Source organism: Streptomyces sp. Qhu_M48 (assembly GCF_051305195.1).
Lineage (GTDB): Bacteria > Actinomycetota > Actinomycetes > Streptomycetales > Streptomycetaceae > Streptomyces.
In genome coordinates, this window is sequence record NZ_CP195432.1 from 2,872,120 (window position 1) to 2,891,187 (window position 19,068).

Annotated in this window: 16 protein-coding genes; 8 read left to right on the forward strand and 8 right to left on the reverse strand. The window is 74.3% G+C overall.

Features of this window, described 5'->3' with window-relative positions; translation table 11 throughout:
- Positions 1-145: 145 nt before the first annotated feature.
- Complete coding sequence (locus tag ACRRSS_RS13355; protein ID WP_435971412.1) at positions 146-1,312, forward strand: PLP-dependent cysteine synthase family protein; 1,167 nt, start codon at positions 146-148, stop codon at positions 1,310-1,312.
- On the opposite strand, the gene ACRRSS_RS13360 is transcribed toward ACRRSS_RS13355, so the two are convergent.
- From ACRRSS_RS13360 to ACRRSS_RS13370, 3 genes are all read right to left on the reverse strand, one after another.
- Entirely contained in the window at positions 1,272-1,772 is a 501-nt protein-coding gene (locus ACRRSS_RS13360) for an SRPBCC family protein (protein ID WP_435975321.1), read from the reverse strand. The genes ACRRSS_RS13355 and ACRRSS_RS13360 overlap by 41 nt on opposite strands.
- 225 nt (positions 1,773-1,997) lie before the next feature.
- Complete coding sequence (locus ACRRSS_RS13365; RefSeq protein ID WP_435971413.1) at positions 1,998-2,438, reverse strand: SRPBCC family protein; 441 nt, start codon at positions 2,436-2,438, stop codon at positions 1,998-2,000.
- Entirely contained in the window at positions 2,435-3,262 is an 828-nt protein-coding gene (locus tag ACRRSS_RS13370) for a DeoR/GlpR family DNA-binding transcription regulator (RefSeq protein WP_435971414.1), read from the reverse strand. Before ACRRSS_RS13370 ends, ACRRSS_RS13365 begins: the two co-directional genes overlap by 4 nt.
- 134 nt (positions 3,263-3,396) lie before the next feature.
- Here ACRRSS_RS13370 and ACRRSS_RS13375 point away from each other — a divergent pair, with 134 nt between their 5' ends.
- On the forward strand, positions 3,397-5,934 hold the full coding sequence (locus tag ACRRSS_RS13375; RefSeq protein ID WP_435971415.1) for a hypothetical protein: 2,538 nt from the start codon (positions 3,397-3,399) through the stop codon (positions 5,932-5,934).
- Here the strand turns inward: ACRRSS_RS13375 and ACRRSS_RS13380 are convergent.
- The 5 genes from ACRRSS_RS13380 to ACRRSS_RS13400 form a co-directional block, all read right to left on the reverse strand.
- The gene (locus ACRRSS_RS13380) at positions 5,904-8,315 is read right to left on the reverse strand and encodes a right-handed parallel beta-helix repeat-containing protein (protein WP_435971416.1); all 2,412 of its coding nucleotides are present in this window, start codon (positions 8,313-8,315) and stop codon (positions 5,904-5,906) included. The genes ACRRSS_RS13375 and ACRRSS_RS13380 overlap by 31 nt on opposite strands.
- A 229-nt stretch (positions 8,316-8,544) precedes the next feature.
- Complete coding sequence (locus ACRRSS_RS13385) at positions 8,545-9,153, reverse strand: Rv1733c family protein (RefSeq protein WP_435971417.1); 609 nt, start codon at positions 9,151-9,153, stop codon at positions 8,545-8,547.
- A gap of 184 nt (positions 9,154-9,337) precedes the next feature.
- Complete coding sequence (locus ACRRSS_RS13390; RefSeq protein WP_435971418.1) at positions 9,338-10,162, reverse strand: MOSC domain-containing protein; 825 nt, start codon at positions 10,160-10,162, stop codon at positions 9,338-9,340.
- 53 nt (positions 10,163-10,215) lie between these two features.
- Positions 10,216-10,698 (reverse strand): DUF6643 family protein, encoded by a 483-nt coding sequence (locus ACRRSS_RS13395; protein WP_351897628.1) that lies wholly within the window; start codon positions 10,696-10,698, stop codon positions 10,216-10,218.
- A 468-nt stretch (positions 10,699-11,166) separates the two neighbouring features.
- Positions 11,167-12,369, reverse strand: a complete 1,203-nt coding sequence (locus tag ACRRSS_RS13400) for a glycosyltransferase (protein WP_435971419.1) — start codon at positions 12,367-12,369, stop codon at positions 11,167-11,169.
- Positions 12,370-12,427: 58 nt separating this feature from the next.
- Here ACRRSS_RS13400 and ACRRSS_RS13405 point away from each other — a divergent pair, with 58 nt between their 5' ends.
- The 6 genes from ACRRSS_RS13405 to ACRRSS_RS13430 all read left to right on the forward strand — a co-directional run bounded on the left by ACRRSS_RS13405 (position 12,428) and on the right by ACRRSS_RS13430 (position 19,062).
- Positions 12,428-13,222 (forward strand): glutamate racemase, encoded by a 795-nt coding sequence (locus ACRRSS_RS13405; RefSeq protein WP_435971420.1) that lies wholly within the window; start codon positions 12,428-12,430, stop codon positions 13,220-13,222.
- Positions 13,223-13,346: 124 nt separating this feature from the next.
- Positions 13,347-13,913 carry a hypothetical protein gene (locus ACRRSS_RS13410; protein ID WP_435971421.1) on the forward strand — a complete coding sequence of 189 codons (567 nt, stop codon included), beginning with the start codon at positions 13,347-13,349 and terminating at the stop codon, positions 13,911-13,913.
- A gap of 113 nt (positions 13,914-14,026) precedes the next feature.
- Positions 14,027-15,625 carry an apolipoprotein N-acyltransferase gene (lnt, locus tag ACRRSS_RS13415; RefSeq protein ID WP_435971422.1) on the forward strand — a complete coding sequence of 533 codons (1,599 nt, stop codon included), beginning with the start codon at positions 14,027-14,029 and terminating at the stop codon, positions 15,623-15,625.
- Between the two features lie 47 nt (positions 15,626-15,672).
- A complete protein-coding gene (locus tag ACRRSS_RS13420) occupies positions 15,673-16,155 on the forward strand; it encodes an NUDIX hydrolase (protein WP_435971423.1) in 483 nt (160 codons plus the stop codon).
- Between the two features lie 55 nt (positions 16,156-16,210).
- Positions 16,211-17,092, forward strand: a complete 882-nt coding sequence (locus tag ACRRSS_RS13425; protein ID WP_435971424.1) for a 3-hydroxybutyrate dehydrogenase — start codon at positions 16,211-16,213, stop codon at positions 17,090-17,092.
- Between the two features lie 77 nt (positions 17,093-17,169).
- Positions 17,170-19,062, forward strand: a complete 1,893-nt coding sequence (locus ACRRSS_RS13430; RefSeq protein ID WP_435971425.1) for a helix-turn-helix domain-containing protein — start codon at positions 17,170-17,172, stop codon at positions 19,060-19,062.
- The last annotated feature ends 6 nt before the right edge of the window (positions 19,063-19,068 follow it).

Below are 19,068 nucleotides of genomic sequence, written 5' to 3' on the forward strand. Positions count from 1 at the left end.
TCCCAGTGTGCCGGGCCGTCGCGGCCCGCACCAGTGGCCCTTCCGCAAGCCATCCCTATGGAGACTCAAAGGAAACGTTTGCCCAGGTGGGAGCGGTATCGTCGGCAGGGGGCACCCCCATGGAAGTCACCGAGGAGAGGCGCGGATGAGCACCACGGAGAACAGCGCGGAGAACAGTACGGCGAGCGCCGTGACCATCGCCGCAGCCACCGCCGCGGTGACCGTCGACGTCGACCGCAGCGATCCGGCGTACCGGTCCTGGCTCAAGGAGGCCGTCCGCAAGGTCCAGGCCGACGCCAACCGCTCGGCCGACACGCATCTGCTCCGCTTCCCGCTGCCCGAGAAGTGGGGCATCGACCTCTACCTCAAGGACGAGTCCACCCACCCCACCGGCAGCCTCAAGCACCGCCTCGCGCGCTCCCTCTTCCTGTACGGCCTCTGCAACGGCTGGATCCGGCCGGGCAAGCCCGTCATAGAGGCCTCCAGCGGTTCGACCGCCGTCTCCGAGGCGTACTTCGCGAAGCTCATCGGCGTCCCCTTCATCGCCGTCATGCCCCGCACGACCAGCCCGGAGAAGTGCCGGCTCATCGAGTTCCACGGCGGGCAGTGCCACTTCGTCGACGACTCGCGCACGATGTACGAGGAGGCCGCCGCGCTCGCCGAACGCACCGGCGGCCACTACATGGACCAGTTCACCTACGCGGAGCGGGCGACGGACTGGCGCGGCAACAACAACATCGCCGAATCGATGTACCAGCAGTTGAAGTTGGAGCGCTACCCGGAGCCCGCCTGGATCGTGGCCACCGCGGGCACCGGCGGCACCTCGGCGACCATCGCCCGCTACGTCCACTACATGCAGCACGACACCCGCATCTGTGTCGCCGACCCCGAGAACTCCTGTTTCTTCGACGGCTGGACGCACCACGACCCGCACGCCACCTCCGACTGCGGTTCGCGGATCGAGGGCATCGGCCGCCCCCGCATGGAGCCCAGCTTCGTGCCCGGGGCCGTCGACCGCATGATGAAGGTGCCCGACGCGGCGAGCATCGCCGCCGTCCGTGCCCTGGAGACCGCGATCGGCCGCAAGGCGGGCGGTTCCACCGGCACCGGCCTGTGGAGCTCCTTCAAGATCATCGCCGAGATGGTCGCCCACGAGCGGACCGGCAGCGTCGTCACGCTCATCTGCGACCCGGGCGAGCGCTACCTCGACAAGTACTACTCCGACGACTGGCTGGCCGCCCAGGGGCTGGACATCGCCCCCTACAGCGCCGCTATCGAACGGTTCCTGGCGACCGGGGTCTGGCCGGAGTGAGCCGCCGGTCGAGCCTGCGCGCGGCGTCCCGGAAGGACAGCCCCACGCCCGGCCCGGCGAGGCGGAGCCCGATCCGGAGCGGGGCGGCGCCGTCGACGGCCATCGTCCAGCGCAGCCGGGTTCCGGTCCCGGCGGGGGAGAGGTGCCACTCCTCCGCCATGGCGGTGACCCCGGGCGCGTTCGTCCGGTCCACCCGGTAGGCGTAGCGGACCTCCGGCTCGGCGGCCAGGATCGTCTCCTCGAAGTGGACCCCGCCGCGCAGCCGGACGGTACGGCCCGCGCCGTCCCCCGTCGGGACGGCGGAGGTGATCGCGGTGAACCAGTGCGGCCAACTGCCCACCTCCACCGCGAGCGACCGGAAGACGGCGGCCGGTGGGGCCGTCAGGGTCGCGGTGAGGACCAGGCGGACGGGTGCGGACGCGGTGAAGTCGAGCTCCACCGGCCTGAGTCGGCGTGCCATGGACCGTACCTCCCGGGTCGCGGACGGAAGTGCGACCTTAGCTGACATGCTGTCAACAGCACAGGGGGCGGCGGAGGCCGAGGCCCCCGGGTCCCGCCCCTTGACGGCCTCCACGTCGGCGGCCGCCATGTCTACGGACACCACGTCGACGGCCACCAGGTCCACGAAAGCCACGTCGGCGGCCGCCTCTCCGCCGAGGTCGGTCACTGCCTCCCCCGGGGATGCTCAGCCCTTCCGCAGCAGCCCGTCCACCGCGCGGCCGAAGAGGAACCGTCCCGCTCGCGACAGCACCGGATCGAAGACCCGGGGCACCCCGCGTACCGACAACTCCTCCGTCCACACCACCCGGCTGCCGCCGTCGCCCGAATCCATCACCTCGACGAGCGCCCAGCCCCTGACCAGCCGGCCCGACTTCTCCAGCCGGCACGCCCCGGACCGGCCCGCCGCCGGAGGCTCCCAGCGCACGACCTCCATCGGGTCGTCGAACGCGAGCCGGCCGAGCCCGGTGCGGGCGGTGAACCGGGTCCCCGCCCGGTTCGGCCCCGGCGTCAGCACCCTCGTCCGGGTCAGCGGCACCTGACGGCCGTGGGCCGGCCAGTCCGTGAGCCGCCGCCACGTCTCCTCGGGCGCCAGCGGCGCCGTCCGCTCGACCCGGAAGACGCTCACGCCTGCTCCTCGCCCGCCACCACGAGTCCCGGCAGGTGCTCCGTGACCTCGGTCCGTACGCCCGGGGGCAGGCCGCCGTCCGTCACCCAGGTGTCCACCTCGTCCAGCGCGCCGAACGAACTCAGTCCCACCGTGCCCCACTTGGTGTGGTCGGCGACGACCACCACCCGGCGCGCCGAACGCATCAGGCACCCGTTGGTCTCCGCCTCCGCCAGGTTCGGCGTCGAGAGCCCCGCCTCCACCGAGATCCCGTGCACCCCGAGGAACAGCAGGTCGAAGTGGAGCGAGCGGATCGCCCGGTCCGCCACCGGACCCACCAGCGCGTCGGAGGGCGTGCGCATCCCGCCCGTCAGGACGACCGTCGCCGCCCCGCGCCGCGACTCACCGCCACCGCCCGCGAGATGGGCCTCGTGGAACACGTCGGCGACCCGTACCGAGTTGGTCACCACCGTCAGGTCGGGCACGTCGAGCAGGTGGCGGGCGAGGGCGTAGGTCGTCGTACCGCCGGAGAGGGCGATCGCCGTGCCCGGCGCGACCAGGGCCGCCGCCGCCCGCGCGATCTCGTCCTTGGCACTGGGCTCGAGCACCGACTTCGCCTCGAAGCCCGGCTCGTGGGTGCTCGCCTCCACCACGGGAACGGCCCCGCCGTGCACCTTCGCCAGCATGCCCTGCCGGGCCAGCGCGTCCAGGTCGCGGCGGATCGTCATGTCCGAGACGTTCAGGCGGCGGGTCAGTTCGTTGACCCGTACACCGCCGCGCCGCCGTACCTCGTCGAGGATCAGGGCACGCCGCTGCTCCGCGAGGAGGTTCTGGTTGTCAGTCACCGCCGGGGCCGGTCCTTCCGCAGGAGACAAGGGGATGGGTGTCGGATTCGGTGAGGAACGGTGCGCAGGCGCACGACCGTCCGCGATCCTGGTGCCGACGTCGCATCTTCCCACCCTGAGAGGAAGTCCCCTCAGTGTCCCCTGCCACACCCGCCCCCAAGGGCGGGGGCGCGGCGCTCGAACTCCTCGTCCACGGAGTCGGCGGAGCCACCCCCCAGTCCATGCTCGACGACCCCAGGACCGTACGGATCACCGGCGACCGGACCGCCGCCATGCACCGGCGCGCCGAGGACCTCGACGCCGAGGACCACCCCGAGCGGTACGCGGCCGGCCCGGTGCGGGAGGCGTACTGCTGGTCCAACCTCACCTCCGGGGACGGCGCCCGCGCCCTGTGGCTGCTGCTCCTGCCCTTCATGGTCGCCAACCTGGCGCACTGGATGCGCCCGCCCTCCCAGGGCCGGCCGGGGCTGGCCCGGCTGTACGGAGTCCTCGTCCGGCTCGTCGCCCTCACCCTCACCGTGCTCCTCACCGCCGCCGCGTGCGAGGTCGCGCTCGACCTGACGGCCTGGCAGTGCGCCGCGAGCACCGGCTGCGCCGACGACCACTCCTGGCTCGGCTTCCTCTCCGCCGGGCGCGGTGGCTGGTGGTCCCTGCCCGGCCGCCGGCTCGCCCTGGCGGCCCTGGTTCCGGCCCTCCTCGTCGGCCTCCTCTGGTACCTGTCGAACCGGACCTGGAGCGCGTACGAGGCGCAGCGCCCGCCCACCGGCTACGACGACCCGGTGGAGGAGCCCCGGCCGGCTCCGGGGCACCGGCCCCACCCGGACCTCGGCGCCGCCCCGGACCTCGGCGCCGCCCCGGGCCTCGACGCCCCACCGTCCCTCCGTGTCGACCGAGGGACCGCCCGAGGACTCGGGACCGGTCCCCGGCTCCAGGCCGACACGGAGCCGGCCGACCACGGGGAGCGCGCCCCCGGTCCCGTCGAGCCGCGGCCCGCCCTCGGCCGCCCCGGCTTCTGGTACGGCCGCCGCCTCGTCGCCCGCCTCAGAGCGGCCCACACCGCGGCGGGTTTCCTCACCGTCGCCGCCGCCCTCGCCACGGCCACCGCCCGGTACGACGCCACCGTCCCGGGAGCCGGGGCCGTCCTCGGCCGGGCCCTCCAGGCCGCCGTCGCCGCGCTGGCCGTCCTCGTCCTCTCGGTGGTCTGCCGCCGGGGCCGCAGCGAGCGCCGTCTCGACCTGCGCGTCGAACGCGCCCTCGTCTCCCGGCTCCCCGGCCTCTCCCTCGCCCTGCTCGCCCTCACCGCCCTGTACGCCGGCTGGTCCCGCCCCGGCTGGGAATCCGGCGGGTCCCTCCCCGGCGACGCCGTGTTCGGCGCCCTCACCCTGGTCCAGGGCGGCCTCGTCGTCGCCCTCGGCGCCGTCGCCCTGCTCCTCCAACGGCCCCGCAGGGACCCGCGTACCGCGCTGCGCGGCCTCGGCGGACCGGCCGTCGCCATGCTCGCCTGCGCCCTCGCCGGAGTCATGTCCGGGGGAGTGGCCCAGCGCGTCGCCGACTGGCTCGACGGACCCGCCACCCCCGGCATGGGCGACGCGGGCCCCCGGATAGCTCCTCCCGTGCTGCTCAGCTGGCAGGCCTCCGTCATCCCCGTCCTGCTCCTGCTGCTGCTCGCGCCCGCCGTCCTCCTCGCCGTCCGCACGGTGCTCGCCGCCGAGCGCCTGCGCCCCCAGGTCGAGGCCGACTACGACGCCGCCGACGAACGCGACCCGGTCCGCACCGGGCAGATCGCGACGGGCCGGGCACGGGCCTCGCTCACCGACTCGGCGCCCGTCCTCGTCGGCGTCGTCTCCGGCGCCACCCTGCTCCTCGGAGCCGCCTCCGTCGCGGGCGCCTGGGCCAGCGGCAACGTCCCCGGCCGGGCCTTCGACGGGGCCCACCCGGCGGTCGCCTCCCTGGCCTCCGTCACCCAGGCCGTCGGCTCCTGGATGATCGGCTTCGGCTTCCTGCTCTTCGTCACCTGGGGCCGCCGCGCCTACAAGGACGCCTCGGCCCGCCGCACCATCGGCATCCTCTGGGACGTCGGCACGTTCTGGCCCCGCGCCGCCCACCCCTTCGCCCCGCCCTGCTACGCCGAGCGGGCCGTCCCCGACCTGACCTGGCGGATGAGCTCCTGGACGCGGAGCACCGGCGGCCGGCTCGTCATCTCCGGTCACTCCCAGGGCAGCGTCCTCGCCGCGGCCGCCGTCTGGCAGCTGCCGCCCGCCACCCGGGGCCGGGTCGCGCTCCTCACGTACGGCTCACCCCTGGAGCGGCTCTACGGGCGCTGGTTCCCCGCCTACTTCGGCCCCGAGGCGCTGCGCGGCCTGAACCGTACGGTGCACTGCTGGAGCAATCTGTACCGCGCCACCGACCCCATCGGCGGGCCCGTCAGGGTCCCCGCCGAGGGCGGCCGGCCGACCGTCGACGCGGCGGTCCTGCTCGACCCGGTCGTCTACGGCCGCACCCGCCGGCACCCGCTGCCCGAACCGATCCTGGGCCACTCCGACTACCAGGCCGACCCGGCGTTCGCCGAGCGGCGCACCGATCTCCTCGACCGGCTCCCGCCCGCCCTGCCGCACCAGCGCGAGCCGGACACACAGATCGGTCAGGGCAGTTCGGGGAGATCCTCCGGATAGAGCAGGGTCAGTTCGTCCGTGCTCGCCTCGGTGAGCGCGGCGACCCGGCCCGCGTGCCGCTCCACCATCGACTCGAACGTCTGGCGCGCCGTACGGCCGTTGCCGAAGGCCGGGCCCTTCGGCAGCTTCGTGAAGTACGTGAGGAGCGCCTCGTCGGTGCCCGGGGCGAGCCGGTACTCGTGCTCGTCCGTCTGCTGGCCGACGATCCGGAGCAGCTCGTCCGGCTCGTAGTCGCCGAAGGTGATGGTCCGGGAGAAACGGGACGCCACACCGGGGTTGACGGTGAGGAAGCGCTCCATCTCCGCCGTGTACCCGGCGACGATGACCACCACCGCGTCCCGGTGGTCCTCCATCAGCTTCACCAGCGTGTCGATGGCCTCGCGGCCGAAGTCCCGGCCCGAGTCCTCGGGCGAGAGCGCGTAGGCCTCGTCGACGAACAGCACCCCGCCGCGCGCTCGGTCGAAGGCCTCCTGGGTCCGGATCGCCGTCGAGCCGATGTGCTCGCCCACCAGGTCCACCCGGGACACCTCGACCAGGTGTCCGCGCTCCAGGACGCCGAGGGAGGCCAGGATCTCGCCGTACAGCCGGGCCACCGTCGTCTTTCCCGTGCCCGGGTTGCCCGTGAAGACCAGGTGGCGGCGGACCGAGGCCGCCTTGAGCCCCGCCTCCTGGCGTCTGCGCCCCACCTCGATCATGTTGGTGAGGGTCCGCACCTCCAGTTTGACGCTCTCCAGGCCCACGAGGGCGTCGAGCTCCCCGAGCACGTCCTGCGAGGAGCGGGCGGACGGCACCGGCTCCGGTTCGACCGGGACGGCCGCGACCGGAGTGGTACGCGGAACGGGCACCGCGCCGAGCAGCCCCGCCGTCTGGGTGGCCGTCAGGACGGTCCCGCCGTCGGGTACGGAGGAGCGGACCGCGCTCTCGTCGCTGGTGCAGTCCTCCGCGCTCGCGCCCTCCTCCGGGAACTCGTAACCGCCGCGCGCGCAGCGCTCCGTACGGCACTTGCGCAGGGTGGTCCGGCAGCCGTCGGTGACGTGGAAGCCGTACCCGCCGCTGCCCGTGACCCGGCAGCCGGTGAAGGAGCCGCGCCCCTCCGCCGACACGTAGAAGCCGGCCTCGGCGGGCGAGGTGACCGTGCACCGGTCGATCGTGGGGTCGGCGCCCTTCGTGACGATGACCCCGGTCTGTACGGAGTCGATCGTGCAGCCGCCGAGGGTGCCGCCGCTGCCGTGGTCCCGGAACCAGGCGCCCGTGGAGGCCTCCCGGATCCGGCAGTCGTCGAGCTGGGCGGTCGCCCCGTCGCTCACCGAGACCGCGGTGTTCCGCACCTGCGAGAGATCGCTGTCGACGACGTCCACCCGCGATCCCCGGTCGAGGACGAACAGCGCGTCCGGTACGTCGTGCACCCGGCAGGAGTCGAGAACGGCGGTCGCCCCGTCGCTCACCCACACCGCCGGGTAGTCGCCCGTACTGTCGTGGATCTCGCACTGGTTGGCGTCCACCCGGGTCCCCGGGTCCCACACGGAGAGGCCGTTGCGGCCGAAGCGGCGGACGGTCGACCGCGTCAGGGTCAGGACCGAGCGGGAGCGCAGGTCGACGGCGTTCTCCGGGACGTCGTGGATGTCGCAGTCCGAGAGGGTGAGCACCGCGTCCGTGTCGAGGGTGATGCCGTCGGCCGAGGTCCGGTGCACCGAGGAGTCGGTGAGATGGGCCGTGGCGCGGGCCGCGATCTGGAGACCGGAGCCCTTGATCTCGTACACCTCGCAGCCGACGCCCTCCAGGCCGCTGCCCTCGCCGGTCACGGCGATCCCGGCGCCCGAGGCGTGGTGCACCCGGCAGCGCTCCAGACGCGGATGCGCACCGCCCCGCACCGAGATCCCCGCCTGTCCGGCGGACACCACCTCGCACTCCTCGAACACGCCGCCCGCGCCGTCGAGTACGGCGATGCCGATCCCGGCCGGGTTGTCGACCGTGCAGCGGCGGACCGTCGGCCGGGCCGCGCCCCGCACCTCTATCCCGGCGGCGGAGCGGGTCATGATCCGCAGGTCGAGGAGTTCGGGGGTGCCGTCCTCGATGAGCAGCGCCGGGGCGGCGACGTCCTGCCCCTCGATGTGGAGGTCCTGGACGGTGACGGAGGCGCGCAGCGTCAGCGGCACTCCGTCCGGCGGCGCGATCCGCACCGAGCCGATCGCGCCCTCGGGGCCGCGCAGGGTGACGGCACGCCGCACCACGAGGTTCTCCCGGTAGGTGCCCGGGGCGACGGTGAGCACGTCCCCGTCCCCGGCGGCCTCCAGGGCGGCGGCAAGCGAGGGGTACTCACCCGTGCGGCGCCGCCAACGCGATGTGCCGGTGTGCGTCACCTGGACCGTGCCCTGTGCCATGGGTGTGTCCTGCCCCCGCCTCATGCCTCGCCGCTGATCCGATGCCCCACCGTAGCGCGCGCGGGGCCGACGGGTTGACGGGTCGCGGGGCCGCGGGCGTGCGGGCACGGGGTGGGCGTCCGCGCGGGTCACACGCGGTCAGGGGACGGTCGCGGGTGGTCGATGTCGGTCGGGCTCGATCGCGCGGCAGACGATTCCGCGGGAGCCCCCGCGAGGCCCTCCCGCCCCGTCAGCTCCCGGTGCCCGTGCGGCCCCAGTCCGGCCCGGTCGCCGCCCACGCGCGGTCGAGGCGCGCGTACCTCAGGAGCACCACCCGGCGTACGGCGAGGCGGCGGACGGTCTCCACCAGGAGGCCCGCGAGGAGTGCGGCCGTCAGACCGGCGATGACCGCATGCGCGCGGGCGGTGTCCGCGTGCATCGGAGCCGTCACCGGATGACCGTCCCGGTCCGTCCAGAGCGGGAAGGTGGCGCCGGGCGCGGAGTTCCGCCGGGCCGTCGTCACCGTTCCCGTCCGGGCCGTGCCGTCCGGTGCGGTCCACTCGGCCACCACCGGGCGGCGGAGCCGCTCCTCCCCGGCCGCGTCGGCGGTCCGCGCGCCGCTCGGGGGCCGGTCGGCCGGGCGGAGCACCCGGGCGGTGGCCGGCACCCGCTGTTCCTGCTGGGCGCGGACCGCGCGCTGGAGCGAGCCGTGGGCGGAGGCGCCGGCCGCCCAGCCGGTCAGGGGCACCACGACGCAGAGCAGGACGAGTGCCGTGAACGCGACCCAGGCCTCGACGAGATCGGTGGTCCGTCGCAGCGAGTTGTGCCGCCAGCGCCAGAGGCCGATGGCTGCGCGCACGTCGGAACCCCCTCGTCGTCCACCGCCGTTCCTCCGACGAGTCTGCCCCGGGGGAGTGTTCCGCGCCCGTCGGGCCGGTGAAGTGTGACGGGGGTCCCGTCGGCCATGTCCCGGTGCGGGTGCGGGTGCGGGTGCGGGTGCGGGTGCGGGTGCGGGTGCCGGGCGGGCCCGGGTCGGCCACGGGTCAGTCGAGGATCTTCACCGCGTCGCCGACCCGGACCGTGCCCGTGTGCTCGGGGACGAGGTTCTGGCCGAAGACGACCCGGCCGTCGCTCTTGCGGTGCCGGGCGAGGGTGCGCAGCGGCTCCTTGCCGCGCGCGGCGGTGAACTGGTCCGTCGTGGTGACCACGCAGCGCCCGCAGGGCCGGGCGACACGGAAGGTGACCTCCCCGACGGCCAGCCGCGTCCAGCCGTCCTCCGCCCAGGGGGAACTCCCCTCTATCACCAGGTTCGGCCGGAAGCGGTTCATGGGAAGGGGGCCTTCGTCGGCGTGGTCCCCCTGCGCGATGAGGGAGTTGAGGGCGTCGAGCGAGGACGAGGTGGCGACGAGGAGCGGATAGCCGTCCGCGAGGCTGACGGTCTCACCGGGCCGCGCGTACGCCGGGTCGACGGGGCGCCGGTGTTCGGGCGCGTCCATGTGGACGAGCCGGAAATCGCCCTCCAGGTACGCCGAGAGCCAGCCGGCCGCCGCGCGGTCGGCCGGCACGACCTCCACCGGCTTGTCGAAGATCTCCACCGTGACCGTGGCCGAGGGGTGCGGCACCTCGACGGTCAGCGGCGGGTGGCCGGGCGCGGACAGGGTGATCCCGCCGCCCGCCAGCGGCTCGGCCGTGGCCAGCGCCATCCGGGGGTGACGGCGCTGGGTCACGACCTTGTCCGCCGCGTCGACGACCGCCCAGCGGCGGTCCCCGGCCAGCCCCCAGGGCTGGACCTCGGCCTCCGCGAGGGCCAGCGCGCGCATGGCCTTCACCGGATGGACGTGGACGGAGCGGAGAACGGGAGTCGCCATGGGGTCATCCTGCCAGCCGCTCCGGCCCCGACGCCGCCGGTGGTGAGGGCCTGTCAGTAACCCCCGCCCTGGTAGGGACGGTTGTACGGGTCCTCGTACTGCATGGGCGCGGGGGCGGGCCGGGGTGCCGCCGGACGCATCGCCTCGTACCCCGCGGGCGCGGGGCGCGCCTGCTGCGGGTACTGGCCGCCCTGGTAGCCGCGCGGGGCCACCTGCTGCTGCGGGATGTACGGGGCGGGGGCGTGCTGCAGGGGCACGGGGGCCATCTGCGGCGTGGGCTGCGGGTATCCGTAGCCGTTGCCGTAGGAGGGCTGCGGGCTGGGCGCCGCCGGGAGGGCGGGCAGTGCCGCGGGAAGCGCCGGCAGGTAGGAGCCGCTCGAGGGGAAGCTGCTGCCGGTGTCGTAGGCGGCGGGCACTCGGATCGGGGCGATCTGAGGCGTGCCCCGCTCCGCGACCAGGGAGTCGTAGATCGGGGTGTCCGGGAAGGACGGCGCGGTGTGGTAACCGCCTCCATAGGTGGAGCGGGGGGAGGTCATGGCACATAAGTTAAGCCCACGATGTGCTGGTTGGGGAGCCTGATTAGAGGGTTGTTTGACGGGCTTCGTGAAGAAGCGGATCCCCAATCCGAGCGAACGTGCCAAAAACGGGCGGCGGAACGCGCCAAGATCGTGTAAAAGCCGAGTTCGGAGGGGGTTACCGGCGGGTCCGTCGCCCCGGGGCCGGCTCGGTGCCCCGGGCATGAAGAACACATAAAGAAAAGGTGCCGAGAACGGGCGGGGGAAGTGATCATGGGCATGCTTAAAGTGTCAATCCGAGGCTGCCCCGGGCGATGTGTACACGCCGAATTGACGGCGCTACTCCCCGTGTCGGGAAAACCATTTCCGTGAAGAAGGGCGGCACGCTCGCCCCGGGCGCCACCACGGTCACCGGAGGGCCACCACCGTCACCGGTCCGGCGCCGACGGTCACGGGTGCGCCACCACGGTCACCAGAAGGCCACCACGGTCACCGGTCCGGCGCCGCCTCCGGACGCGCGTACGTCCGGCCCTTCCACGCCGCACCGACCCCCCGGTAGTGGCGTACCGCCGAATCCACCGTCATCAGGAGATAGAGGAACGCGGTGAAGGGCAGCAGCGGGGCGAGCCACAGCGGCTGCCGGTAGTAGCGGAGCATCGGCACGTACGTCCCCGCCATCACCACCCAGGCCGCACCCCCCGCCCAGGCCGCCACGGCGTCCCCGCCCACCACGCCCGCCACCAGGCACACCGGCGGTACCAGATAGACGAGCACCAGGCCCGCCACCGTCCCCGCCAGCAGCAGCGGGTTGTGCCGCAGCTGCGCGTAGGCGCTGCGGGCCACCATCCGCCACAGCTCGCCGAGCCCCGGATAAGGGCGCACGCTGTCGACCCGCTCCGCCAGCCCCAGCCAGATCCGCCCGCCGGCCCGCCGCACCGCCCGCGCCATCGACACGTCGTCGATCACCGCCTGCCGGATCGCCTCGGGCACGTCCGCCGCCACCGCCGTCTCCGTCCGCAGCAGCACGCAGCCGCCCGCGGCGGCCGTCGCCAGCGGCCGCGCCCGGTTGATCCAGCGGAAGGGATAGAGCTGCGCGAAGAAGTAGACGAACGCCGGCACGACCAGCCGCTCCCACGGGCTCGCCACCCGGAGCCGGGCCATCTGCGACACCAGGTCCAGATCGTTCCCGACCGCCGCCGACACCAGGAGGCGGAGGCTGTCCGGCTCGTGGGCGATGTCCGCGTCCGTCAGGAGCAGGAACTCGGGTCCACGCGCGCGTGCCAGCGCCATGCCGTGCCGCAGCGCCCACAGCTTCCCCGTCCAGCCCGGCCCCGGCTCACCCGGCGACACCACGGTCAGCGGCAGGCCGCCGCACCCGTCGGCCAGCTCGGCGGCGAGCTTCCCCGTGCCGTCCGTACTGCCGTCGTCCACGAGGATCACCTCGGCGACGCCCGGGTAGTCCTGCGCGAGCAGCGACGGCAGGCTCAGCGGCAGCACCTCCGCCTCGTCCCGCGCCGGCACGACGAGAACCACCCGCGGCCACGGGCCGCCCCGGCCGGGCCGGTCCCCGCGCGCGTGCCCACCGTCGACCGGCGGCAGACGCTGGTCCGTACGCCAGAAGAACCCCTGGCCCAGCAGCAGCCAGACCCAGACGGACAGGGAGACGAGCGCGAACCAGGCGAGAGTGCTCATTCGCGGCAGTCTGCCCCAGATCGCGGGGGATGCAAGGCCCATCGGCTAGGGTGACCGGGTGAAGATCGCGCTCATGGACTCCGGAATCGGCCTCCTCCCGGCGGCGGCCGCGGTGCGGCGGCTCCGGCCGGACGCGGATCTGCTCCTCTCCAACGACCCCGACGGCATGCCGTGGGGCCCGCGCACCCCCGAGGACCTCACGGGGCGCGCCCTGGCCGTCGCGCTCGCCGCCGCCGAGCACCGCCCCCAGGCACTGATCGTGGCCTGCAACACGGCCACCGTGCACGCCCTCCCGGCCCTGCGCGCCGCCCTCGAACCGGACATCGCCGTCATCGGCACCGTGCCCGCGATCAAGCCCGCCGCCGCGGCCGGCGGCAAGGTCGCCATCTGGGCCACCCCGGCCACCACCGGCAGCGCCTACCAGCGCGGACTCATCCGCGACTTCGCCGACGGCGCCGAGGTCACCGAGGTGCCCTGCCCGGGGCTGGCCGACGCCGTGGAGCACGCCGACCCGGAGGCCGTGGACCGCGCCGTCGCCGCCGCCGCCGCGCTCACCCCCCGGGACGTCCGCGCCGTCGTCCTAGGCTGCACCCACTACGAACTGGTCGAGGGCCGCATCCTCGCCGCTCTCGAAGCCCGCGGCCGCGCGGGACTGCCCCCGCTCGTCTTCCACGGCTCCGCCGACGCCGTCGCCGCGCAGGCCCTGCGCCGCGTCGGCGCCGAGCCCGCCCCCGACGCGGACCCCACCGGGAACATCTCCGTCCTGCTCAGCGGACGCCCCGGCCCCCTCCCCGCCACCGCCCTCGGCTACGCCGAAGGCCGCCTCCTCGACGCGGCTGCGGCCGCCCACTGAGCGGACCCCTTTCCTGGGCCCGGGCCCACCGGAGGTGACCTGAACCCGCGCCCGCTCACCGAGCGTGAGCGGATGACCCCGCTCCGCCGCGCTGTCCCCGGGGATCCTGGGTACGCTTCCCGATATGAGGGAGTACGACCCGGACGACCACCCCGACGAGCGGACGCCCGCCGTCTGGACCGGCCGCGCCACCAACCGTTTCCAGTGGGTCGCCGCACTCGCCGGCGCCGCCTGCGTGGGCCTCGGCATCACGCTCGCCGTCGTGTCGGCCTGGACCTCCGGGATCGCACCCCTCCTGATGGCCGTCGTCGGCTGCGTCGCCGCCGGAGTGCTCGTCCTCTTCGGCACGCTCGCCTTCGTCCACGTGGCCGTGCGGGTGGACGACCGCGCCATGGAGGTCCGCTGCGGCCACATCGGCGTGCCGCGCCGCCGCATCCTCCTCTCGCACGTCGTCGGCGCCGACTTCGAACCGAGCGTCACCCCGCGCCACTGGGGCGGCTGGGGCTACCGCTGGCGCCCCGAGAGGGGCACGGCCGTGGTCGTGCGGCGGGGCGAGGGCCTGATCCTGCGGCTGGGCGACGGGCGGACGTTCACCGTCACCGTCGACGACGCCGAATCCGCCGTCCGCGTCATCCGCGACCACCTCCGCCACCCCGCCCCGCCGGGACCGCCCACGCCCACCGGCGTCTGACCGCCGAGGACGACGCACTCCGCCCGGGCGCGGGAATCGGCGCAGATCACCCGGGCCCGCGCCCGGCCCCACCGCCCGGCCCCTCGACAGGAACGACCCGTAGACTCCGCAAGGTGAGCGCCACCATCACCCCCGTCGACGCGTCCGGCACCGACCCCGCGCCCGAGCCGGTCTCCCGGCTGCCGCGGTTCGTGCGACCCGGGGCGGCCCTGCTGTCCGGGTTCCTGCTCTACCTGAGCTTCCCGCCGCGCCCGCTGTGGTGGCTCGCGCTGCCCGCGTTCGCCCTGCTGGGCTGGACCCTGCGGGGCCGCCGCCTCCGCTCCGGGTTCGGCCTCGGACACCTCGCCGGGCTCGGCTTCCTGCTGCCGCTCCTCATCTGGACCGGCGAGGAGGTCGGCCCCGTGCCCTGGCTCGCCCTCGCCGCCCTCGAAGCCCTCTTCGTGGCCGCCGCGGGCCTCGGCATCGCCGCCGTCTCCCGACTGCCGTGGTGGCCGGTCTTCGCAGCGGGGGTGTGGATCCTCGCGGAAGCGGCACGCGCGCGCGTGCCCTTCGGCGGCTTCCCCTGGGGCAAGATCGCCTTCGGACAGGCGGACGGCGTCTTCCTGCCCCTCGCCGCCGTCGGTGGAACCCCGGTCCTCGGCTTCGCCGTCGCCCTCTGCGGCTTCGGCCTCTACGAGACCTGCCGGCAGGTCCGGGCCCACCGCGCGACCGGCACCGTCCCGCGTGGCCCCCTCGCCGTCGCCGCGCTCTCCGTGCTCGTCCCGGTCACCGGAGCCCTCGCGGCGCTGCCCCTCGTCGACGACTCGGCCGAGGACGGCACCGCCACCGTCGCCGCCGTCCAGGGCAACGTGCCGCGCCTCGGCCTCGACTTCAACGCCCAGCGCCGGGCCGTCCTCGACAACCACGTCGCCCGCACCCACGAACTCGCCCAGGACGTCGAGGCGGGCCGCGCGCCCCGGCCCGACTTCGTGCTGTGGCCCGAGAACTCCTCCGACATCGACCCGTACGCCAACGCCGACGCGGCCGACGTCATCGACGGCGCCGTCCGGGCGATCGGCGTCCCCACCGTGATCGGCGCGGTCGTCGCCCCCGAGACCGGCAAGCTCCGCAACACCCTCATCGAATGGGACCCGGAGCGCGGCCCGGTCGCCACCTACGACAAGCGGCACGTCCAGCCCTTCGGCGAGTACATCCCGATGCGGCCCCTGGTCCGCGTCTTCAACAGCAACGTCGACCGGGTGAGCCGCGACTTCGGCGCCGGCACGAAGGTCGGCGTCTTCGACCTGGCCGGTACGAAGGTGGGCCTCGCCACCTGCTACGAGGCGGCCTTCGACTGGGCCGTCCGCGACACCGTCACGCACGGCGCCCAGCTGATCAGCGTTCCCAGCAACAACGCCACCTTCGGCCGCACCGAGATGACCTACCAGCAGCTCGCGATGTCCCGGGTGCGGGCCGTCGAGCACAGCCGCTCGGTGGTCGTGCCCGTCACCAGCGGGGTCAGCGCGATCATCCGCCCCGACGGCGAGATCGTCTCGCGGACGAAGATGTTCACCCCGGACGTCCTGGTCGAGAAGGTGCCCCTGCGCTCCTCGCTGACGCCGGCGACCCGGATGGGCACCCTGCCGGAGGCCCTGCTCGTGGCGCTCGCCGCCGCCGGTCTCGGCTGGTCGGCCCTCCGCTCGGTGCGGGCCCGCCGCACCCGGGCGGAGTGAGGACCGGCCGTCCCGGCCCGATCCGTACGTGATCTAGGGTCGGGTGCATGGCTACCCCTGACTTCATCCGGTCCCTGCGCGAGACGGCCGGCCACCAGCTTCTCTTCCTGCCCGGGGTGAGCGCCGTCGTCTTCGACGACCGGGGCCGGGTGCTGCTCGGCCGGCGGTCCGACAACGGACGGTGGGCGGTCATCGGAGGCATCCTCGAACCCGGTGAGCAGCCCGCCGACGGCGCGGTGCGCGAGGTGTACGAGGAGACCGCCGTCCACGTCGAGGTCGAGCGGATCGTGCTCGTCGAGACCCTCCGCAAGCCCGTCGTCTACCCCAACGGCGACCGGTGCCAGTTCATGGACGTGTCCTTCCGCTGCCGCGCCGTGGGCGGCGAAGCCCGGGTCAACGACGACGAGTCGACCGAGGTCGGCTGGTTCGACGTGGACGACCTGCCGGAGATGAAGCGTTTCTCATACCTGAGGATCGAGAAGGCGCTGGCCGACGAACCCACATGGTTCAGCACCACAGCAACCGGCTGAACTGTGGGTCCGACACACATCGGTGGGGGAGAGGGCCCTTCATAGGGTGCGGAGCATGAGCGCCCCCATCACCGCCCTCGGTGCCGCAGCGGATCCCGGTCCCGACTCCGGACTCGGTTCCGACTCCGGACTCGGCCCCGGTTCCGTCGCCGCCGCACCCCAGCCCCGTGCCGTCGTCCTCGACCTCAGCGGCCGCACCGCGCTCGTCACCGGCGCGGCCGGCGGCATCGGGCGCGCCTGCGCGCTGCGGCTCGCCGCCTCGGGGGCCGAGGTCAGAGCCGTCGACCGGGCCGCCGAGGGTCTGGAGACCCTGGCCGAGGAGGCCGCGGGGCTCCCCGGGAGCCTCGAACCCCGGCTCCTCGACCTCACCGACCTCGACGCCGCCGAGGCGGCCGCCGCCGGCGCCGACATCCTCGTCAACAACGCCGGACTCCAGCTCGTCCGCCCCATCGAGGAGTTCCCGCCGGACGTCTTCCACACCGTGCTCACGGTCATGCTGGAGGCGCCCTTCCGGCTCATCCGGGGCGCCCTGCCGCACATGTACGCCCAGGGCTGGGGCCGGATCGTCAACCTCTCCTCCGTCCACGGCCTGCGCGCCTCCCCCTTCAAGTCCGCGTATGTGGCCGCCAAACACGGTCTGGAGGGCCTCTCCAAGACCGCCGCCCTCGAAGGCGCCCCGCACGGGGTCACCTCCAACTGCGTCAACCCCGGCTACGTCCGCACCCCGCTCGTCGAACGGCAGATCACCGACCAGGCGGCCGCCCACGGCATCCCCCCGGAGCGCGTCCTCACCGAGGTCCTGCTGAAGGACTCCGCGCTCAAGCGGCTCATCGAACCGGAGGAGGTCGCCGAGGCCGTCCTCTATCTCTGCACCCCTCAGGCCTCGTTCATCACCGGCACCTCCCTCACCCTCGACGGCGGCTGGACCGCCCACTGAGCGAGCCCCCTGTCGCTCCCGGGAAGGTTGTCCACAGGGGTGGTGCGACCACACGTTCGGCAGGTATCCCTGTGTCCATGTCCCACGAACACGTCTCCTACCTCGAACTCCTCGCCCGAGGAGCCGCGACGGAGGCCTACGACCGCCCCGTGCTGCTCGCCCGCGCGAGCGGCGCGGGCCCCGAGGAGCTGGCCGGGCTAGAAGAGGCCAAGCAGCTCGCCCTGCGGGTCCGGGCCGAGCTGGAGGGACGGCGCCGCCGCGAGGCGGAGCTGTCCGCGCTCTTCGAGACCGCCCACGACCTCGCGGGACTCCGCGACCTCGACGCGGTGCTGCGGGCCATCGTCCAACGCGCCCGCTCCCTGCTCGGCACCGAGGTGGCCTACCTGAGTCTCAACGACCCGGCCGCGGGCGACACCTACATGCGGGTCACCGAGGGTTCCGTCTCCGCGCGCTTCCAGCAGGTGCGGCTCGGCATGGGCGAGGGCCTCGGCGGGCTCGTCGCCCAGACAGCCCGCCCCTACGTCACGGACGACTACTTCGGCGACGGGCGCTTCCAGCACACGCGGACCATCGACACGGCGGTACGGGACGAGGGCCTCGTCGCCATCCTCGGCGTCCCGCTCAGCCTCGGCAGCCAGGTCATCGGCGTCCTCTTCGCCGCCGACCGCAGGGCCAGGGTCTTCGAGCGCGAGCAGGTCGCTCTGCTCTGCTCCTTCGCCGCGCACGCCGCCGTCGCCATCGACACGGCCAACCTCCTCGCGGAGACCCGCTCCGCCCTCGCCGAGCTGGAGCGCGCCAACGACATCATCCGCGAGCACAGCGGCGTGATCGAGCGGGCCTCCGAGGTCCACGACCGGCTCTCCCAACTCGTCCTGCACGGCGGCGGCGTCCACGACGTGGCCGACGCCGTCTCCGAAGTCCTCGGCGGAACCGTCGAGTTCACCGAGGAGGGCGCCGGAGCCGCCCGCCGCTCCGGGGGCCACGCGGTCCGCGAGGGCGACGACTGGGTGGCCGCCGTCTCCGCGGGCGGCGAGACCCTGGGCGCCCTCGTGCTCCACGGACAGCCCGACCTGGACCCGGTCGACCAGCGCACCCTGGAACGGGCGGCCCTGGTCACCTCCCTGCTCCTGCTCGCCCGCCGCTCCGCGGGCGAGGCCGAGCAGCGCGTGCGCGGCGAACTCCTCGACGACCTCCTCGACGCCCCCGACCGGGACCGCCGCCTGCTCCGTGAGCGCGCGGCCCGGCTCCGTACCGACAGCGCAGCCCCGCACGTCGTGCTCGCCGCCCGCATCGACCGGGCCGGCGGCGCGGCCGACACCGACGCCGGCGGCCGTGAGAGCGCCGACCGTCAGCGCCTCTGGTCGGCCGCCACCCACCTGGCCGCCACCCGGCACGGACTCGCCTCGGCGCGCGACGGGGGCACGGTGCTGCTGCTGCCGCTCGGCCCCGGCGAGAGCGCCGCCGAGCTCGCCCGGCAGACCGCCCGGAGCCTCGGCGGCACCCTGCGCGAACCGGTCACCGTCGGCGCCTCCGCCCCCGTACGGGACCCGCTCGACCGCCCGGACCAGGTGGCCGTCGCGTACGAGGAGGCCCGCCGCTGCCTCGACGCGCTCCGGCTCCTGCACCGCTCCGGACAGGGCGCCGCCGCGGAGGACCTCGGCTTCCTGGGTCTGCTGCTCGCCGACGGCCGGGACATCGACGGCTTCGTCGACCGCACCGTCGGCCAGGTCGTCGCCTACGACCGCCGCCGGGGCACCGACCTCGTACGCACCCTGGACGCCTACTTCGCGAGCGGCATGAGCCCCGCCCGCACCAAGGACGAACTCCACGTCCACGTCAACACGGTGGCCCAGCGGCTGGAACGCGTCGGCCGGCTCCTCGGCCCCGACTGGCAGTCGCCCGCCCGCGCCCTGGAGATACAACTGGCGCTGCGCCTGCACGGCCTCTCGGACGCGGTCTCGGGACGGTAGGAACCA

Excerpts from the sequence above, each read along its gene's own strand:
- ACRRSS_RS13420 (WP_435971423.1), top strand. The coding sequence starts at position 15,673 with ATGGCTACCCCTGACTTCATCCGGTCCCTGCGCGAGACGGCCGGCCAC.
- ACRRSS_RS13410 (WP_435971421.1), top strand. The coding sequence starts at position 13,347 with ATGAGGGAGTACGACCCGGACGACCACCCCGACGAGCGGACGCCCGCC.
- ACRRSS_RS13380 (WP_435971416.1), bottom strand. The coding sequence starts at position 8,315 with ATGGCACAGGGCACGGTCCAGGTGACGCACACCGGCACATCGCGTTGG.
- ACRRSS_RS13360 (WP_435975321.1), bottom strand. The coding sequence starts at position 1,772 with ATGGCACGCCGACTCAGGCCGGTGGAGCTCGACTTCACCGCGTCCGCA.
- ACRRSS_RS13430 (WP_435971425.1), top strand. The coding sequence starts at position 17,170 with ATGTCCCACGAACACGTCTCCTACCTCGAACTCCTCGCCCGAGGAGCC.
- ACRRSS_RS13355 (WP_435971412.1), top strand. The coding sequence starts at position 146 with ATGAGCACCACGGAGAACAGCGCGGAGAACAGTACGGCGAGCGCCGTG.
- ACRRSS_RS13390 (WP_435971418.1), bottom strand. The coding sequence starts at position 10,162 with ATGGCGACTCCCGTTCTCCGCTCCGTCCACGTCCATCCGGTGAAGGCC.
- ACRRSS_RS13425 (WP_435971424.1), top strand. The coding sequence starts at position 16,211 with ATGAGCGCCCCCATCACCGCCCTCGGTGCCGCAGCGGATCCCGGTCCC.
- ACRRSS_RS13400 (WP_435971419.1), bottom strand. The coding sequence starts at position 12,369 with ATGAGCACTCTCGCCTGGTTCGCGCTCGTCTCCCTGTCCGTCTGGGTC.
- ACRRSS_RS13395 (WP_351897628.1), bottom strand. The coding sequence starts at position 10,698 with ATGACCTCCCCCCGCTCCACCTATGGAGGCGGTTACCACACCGCGCCG.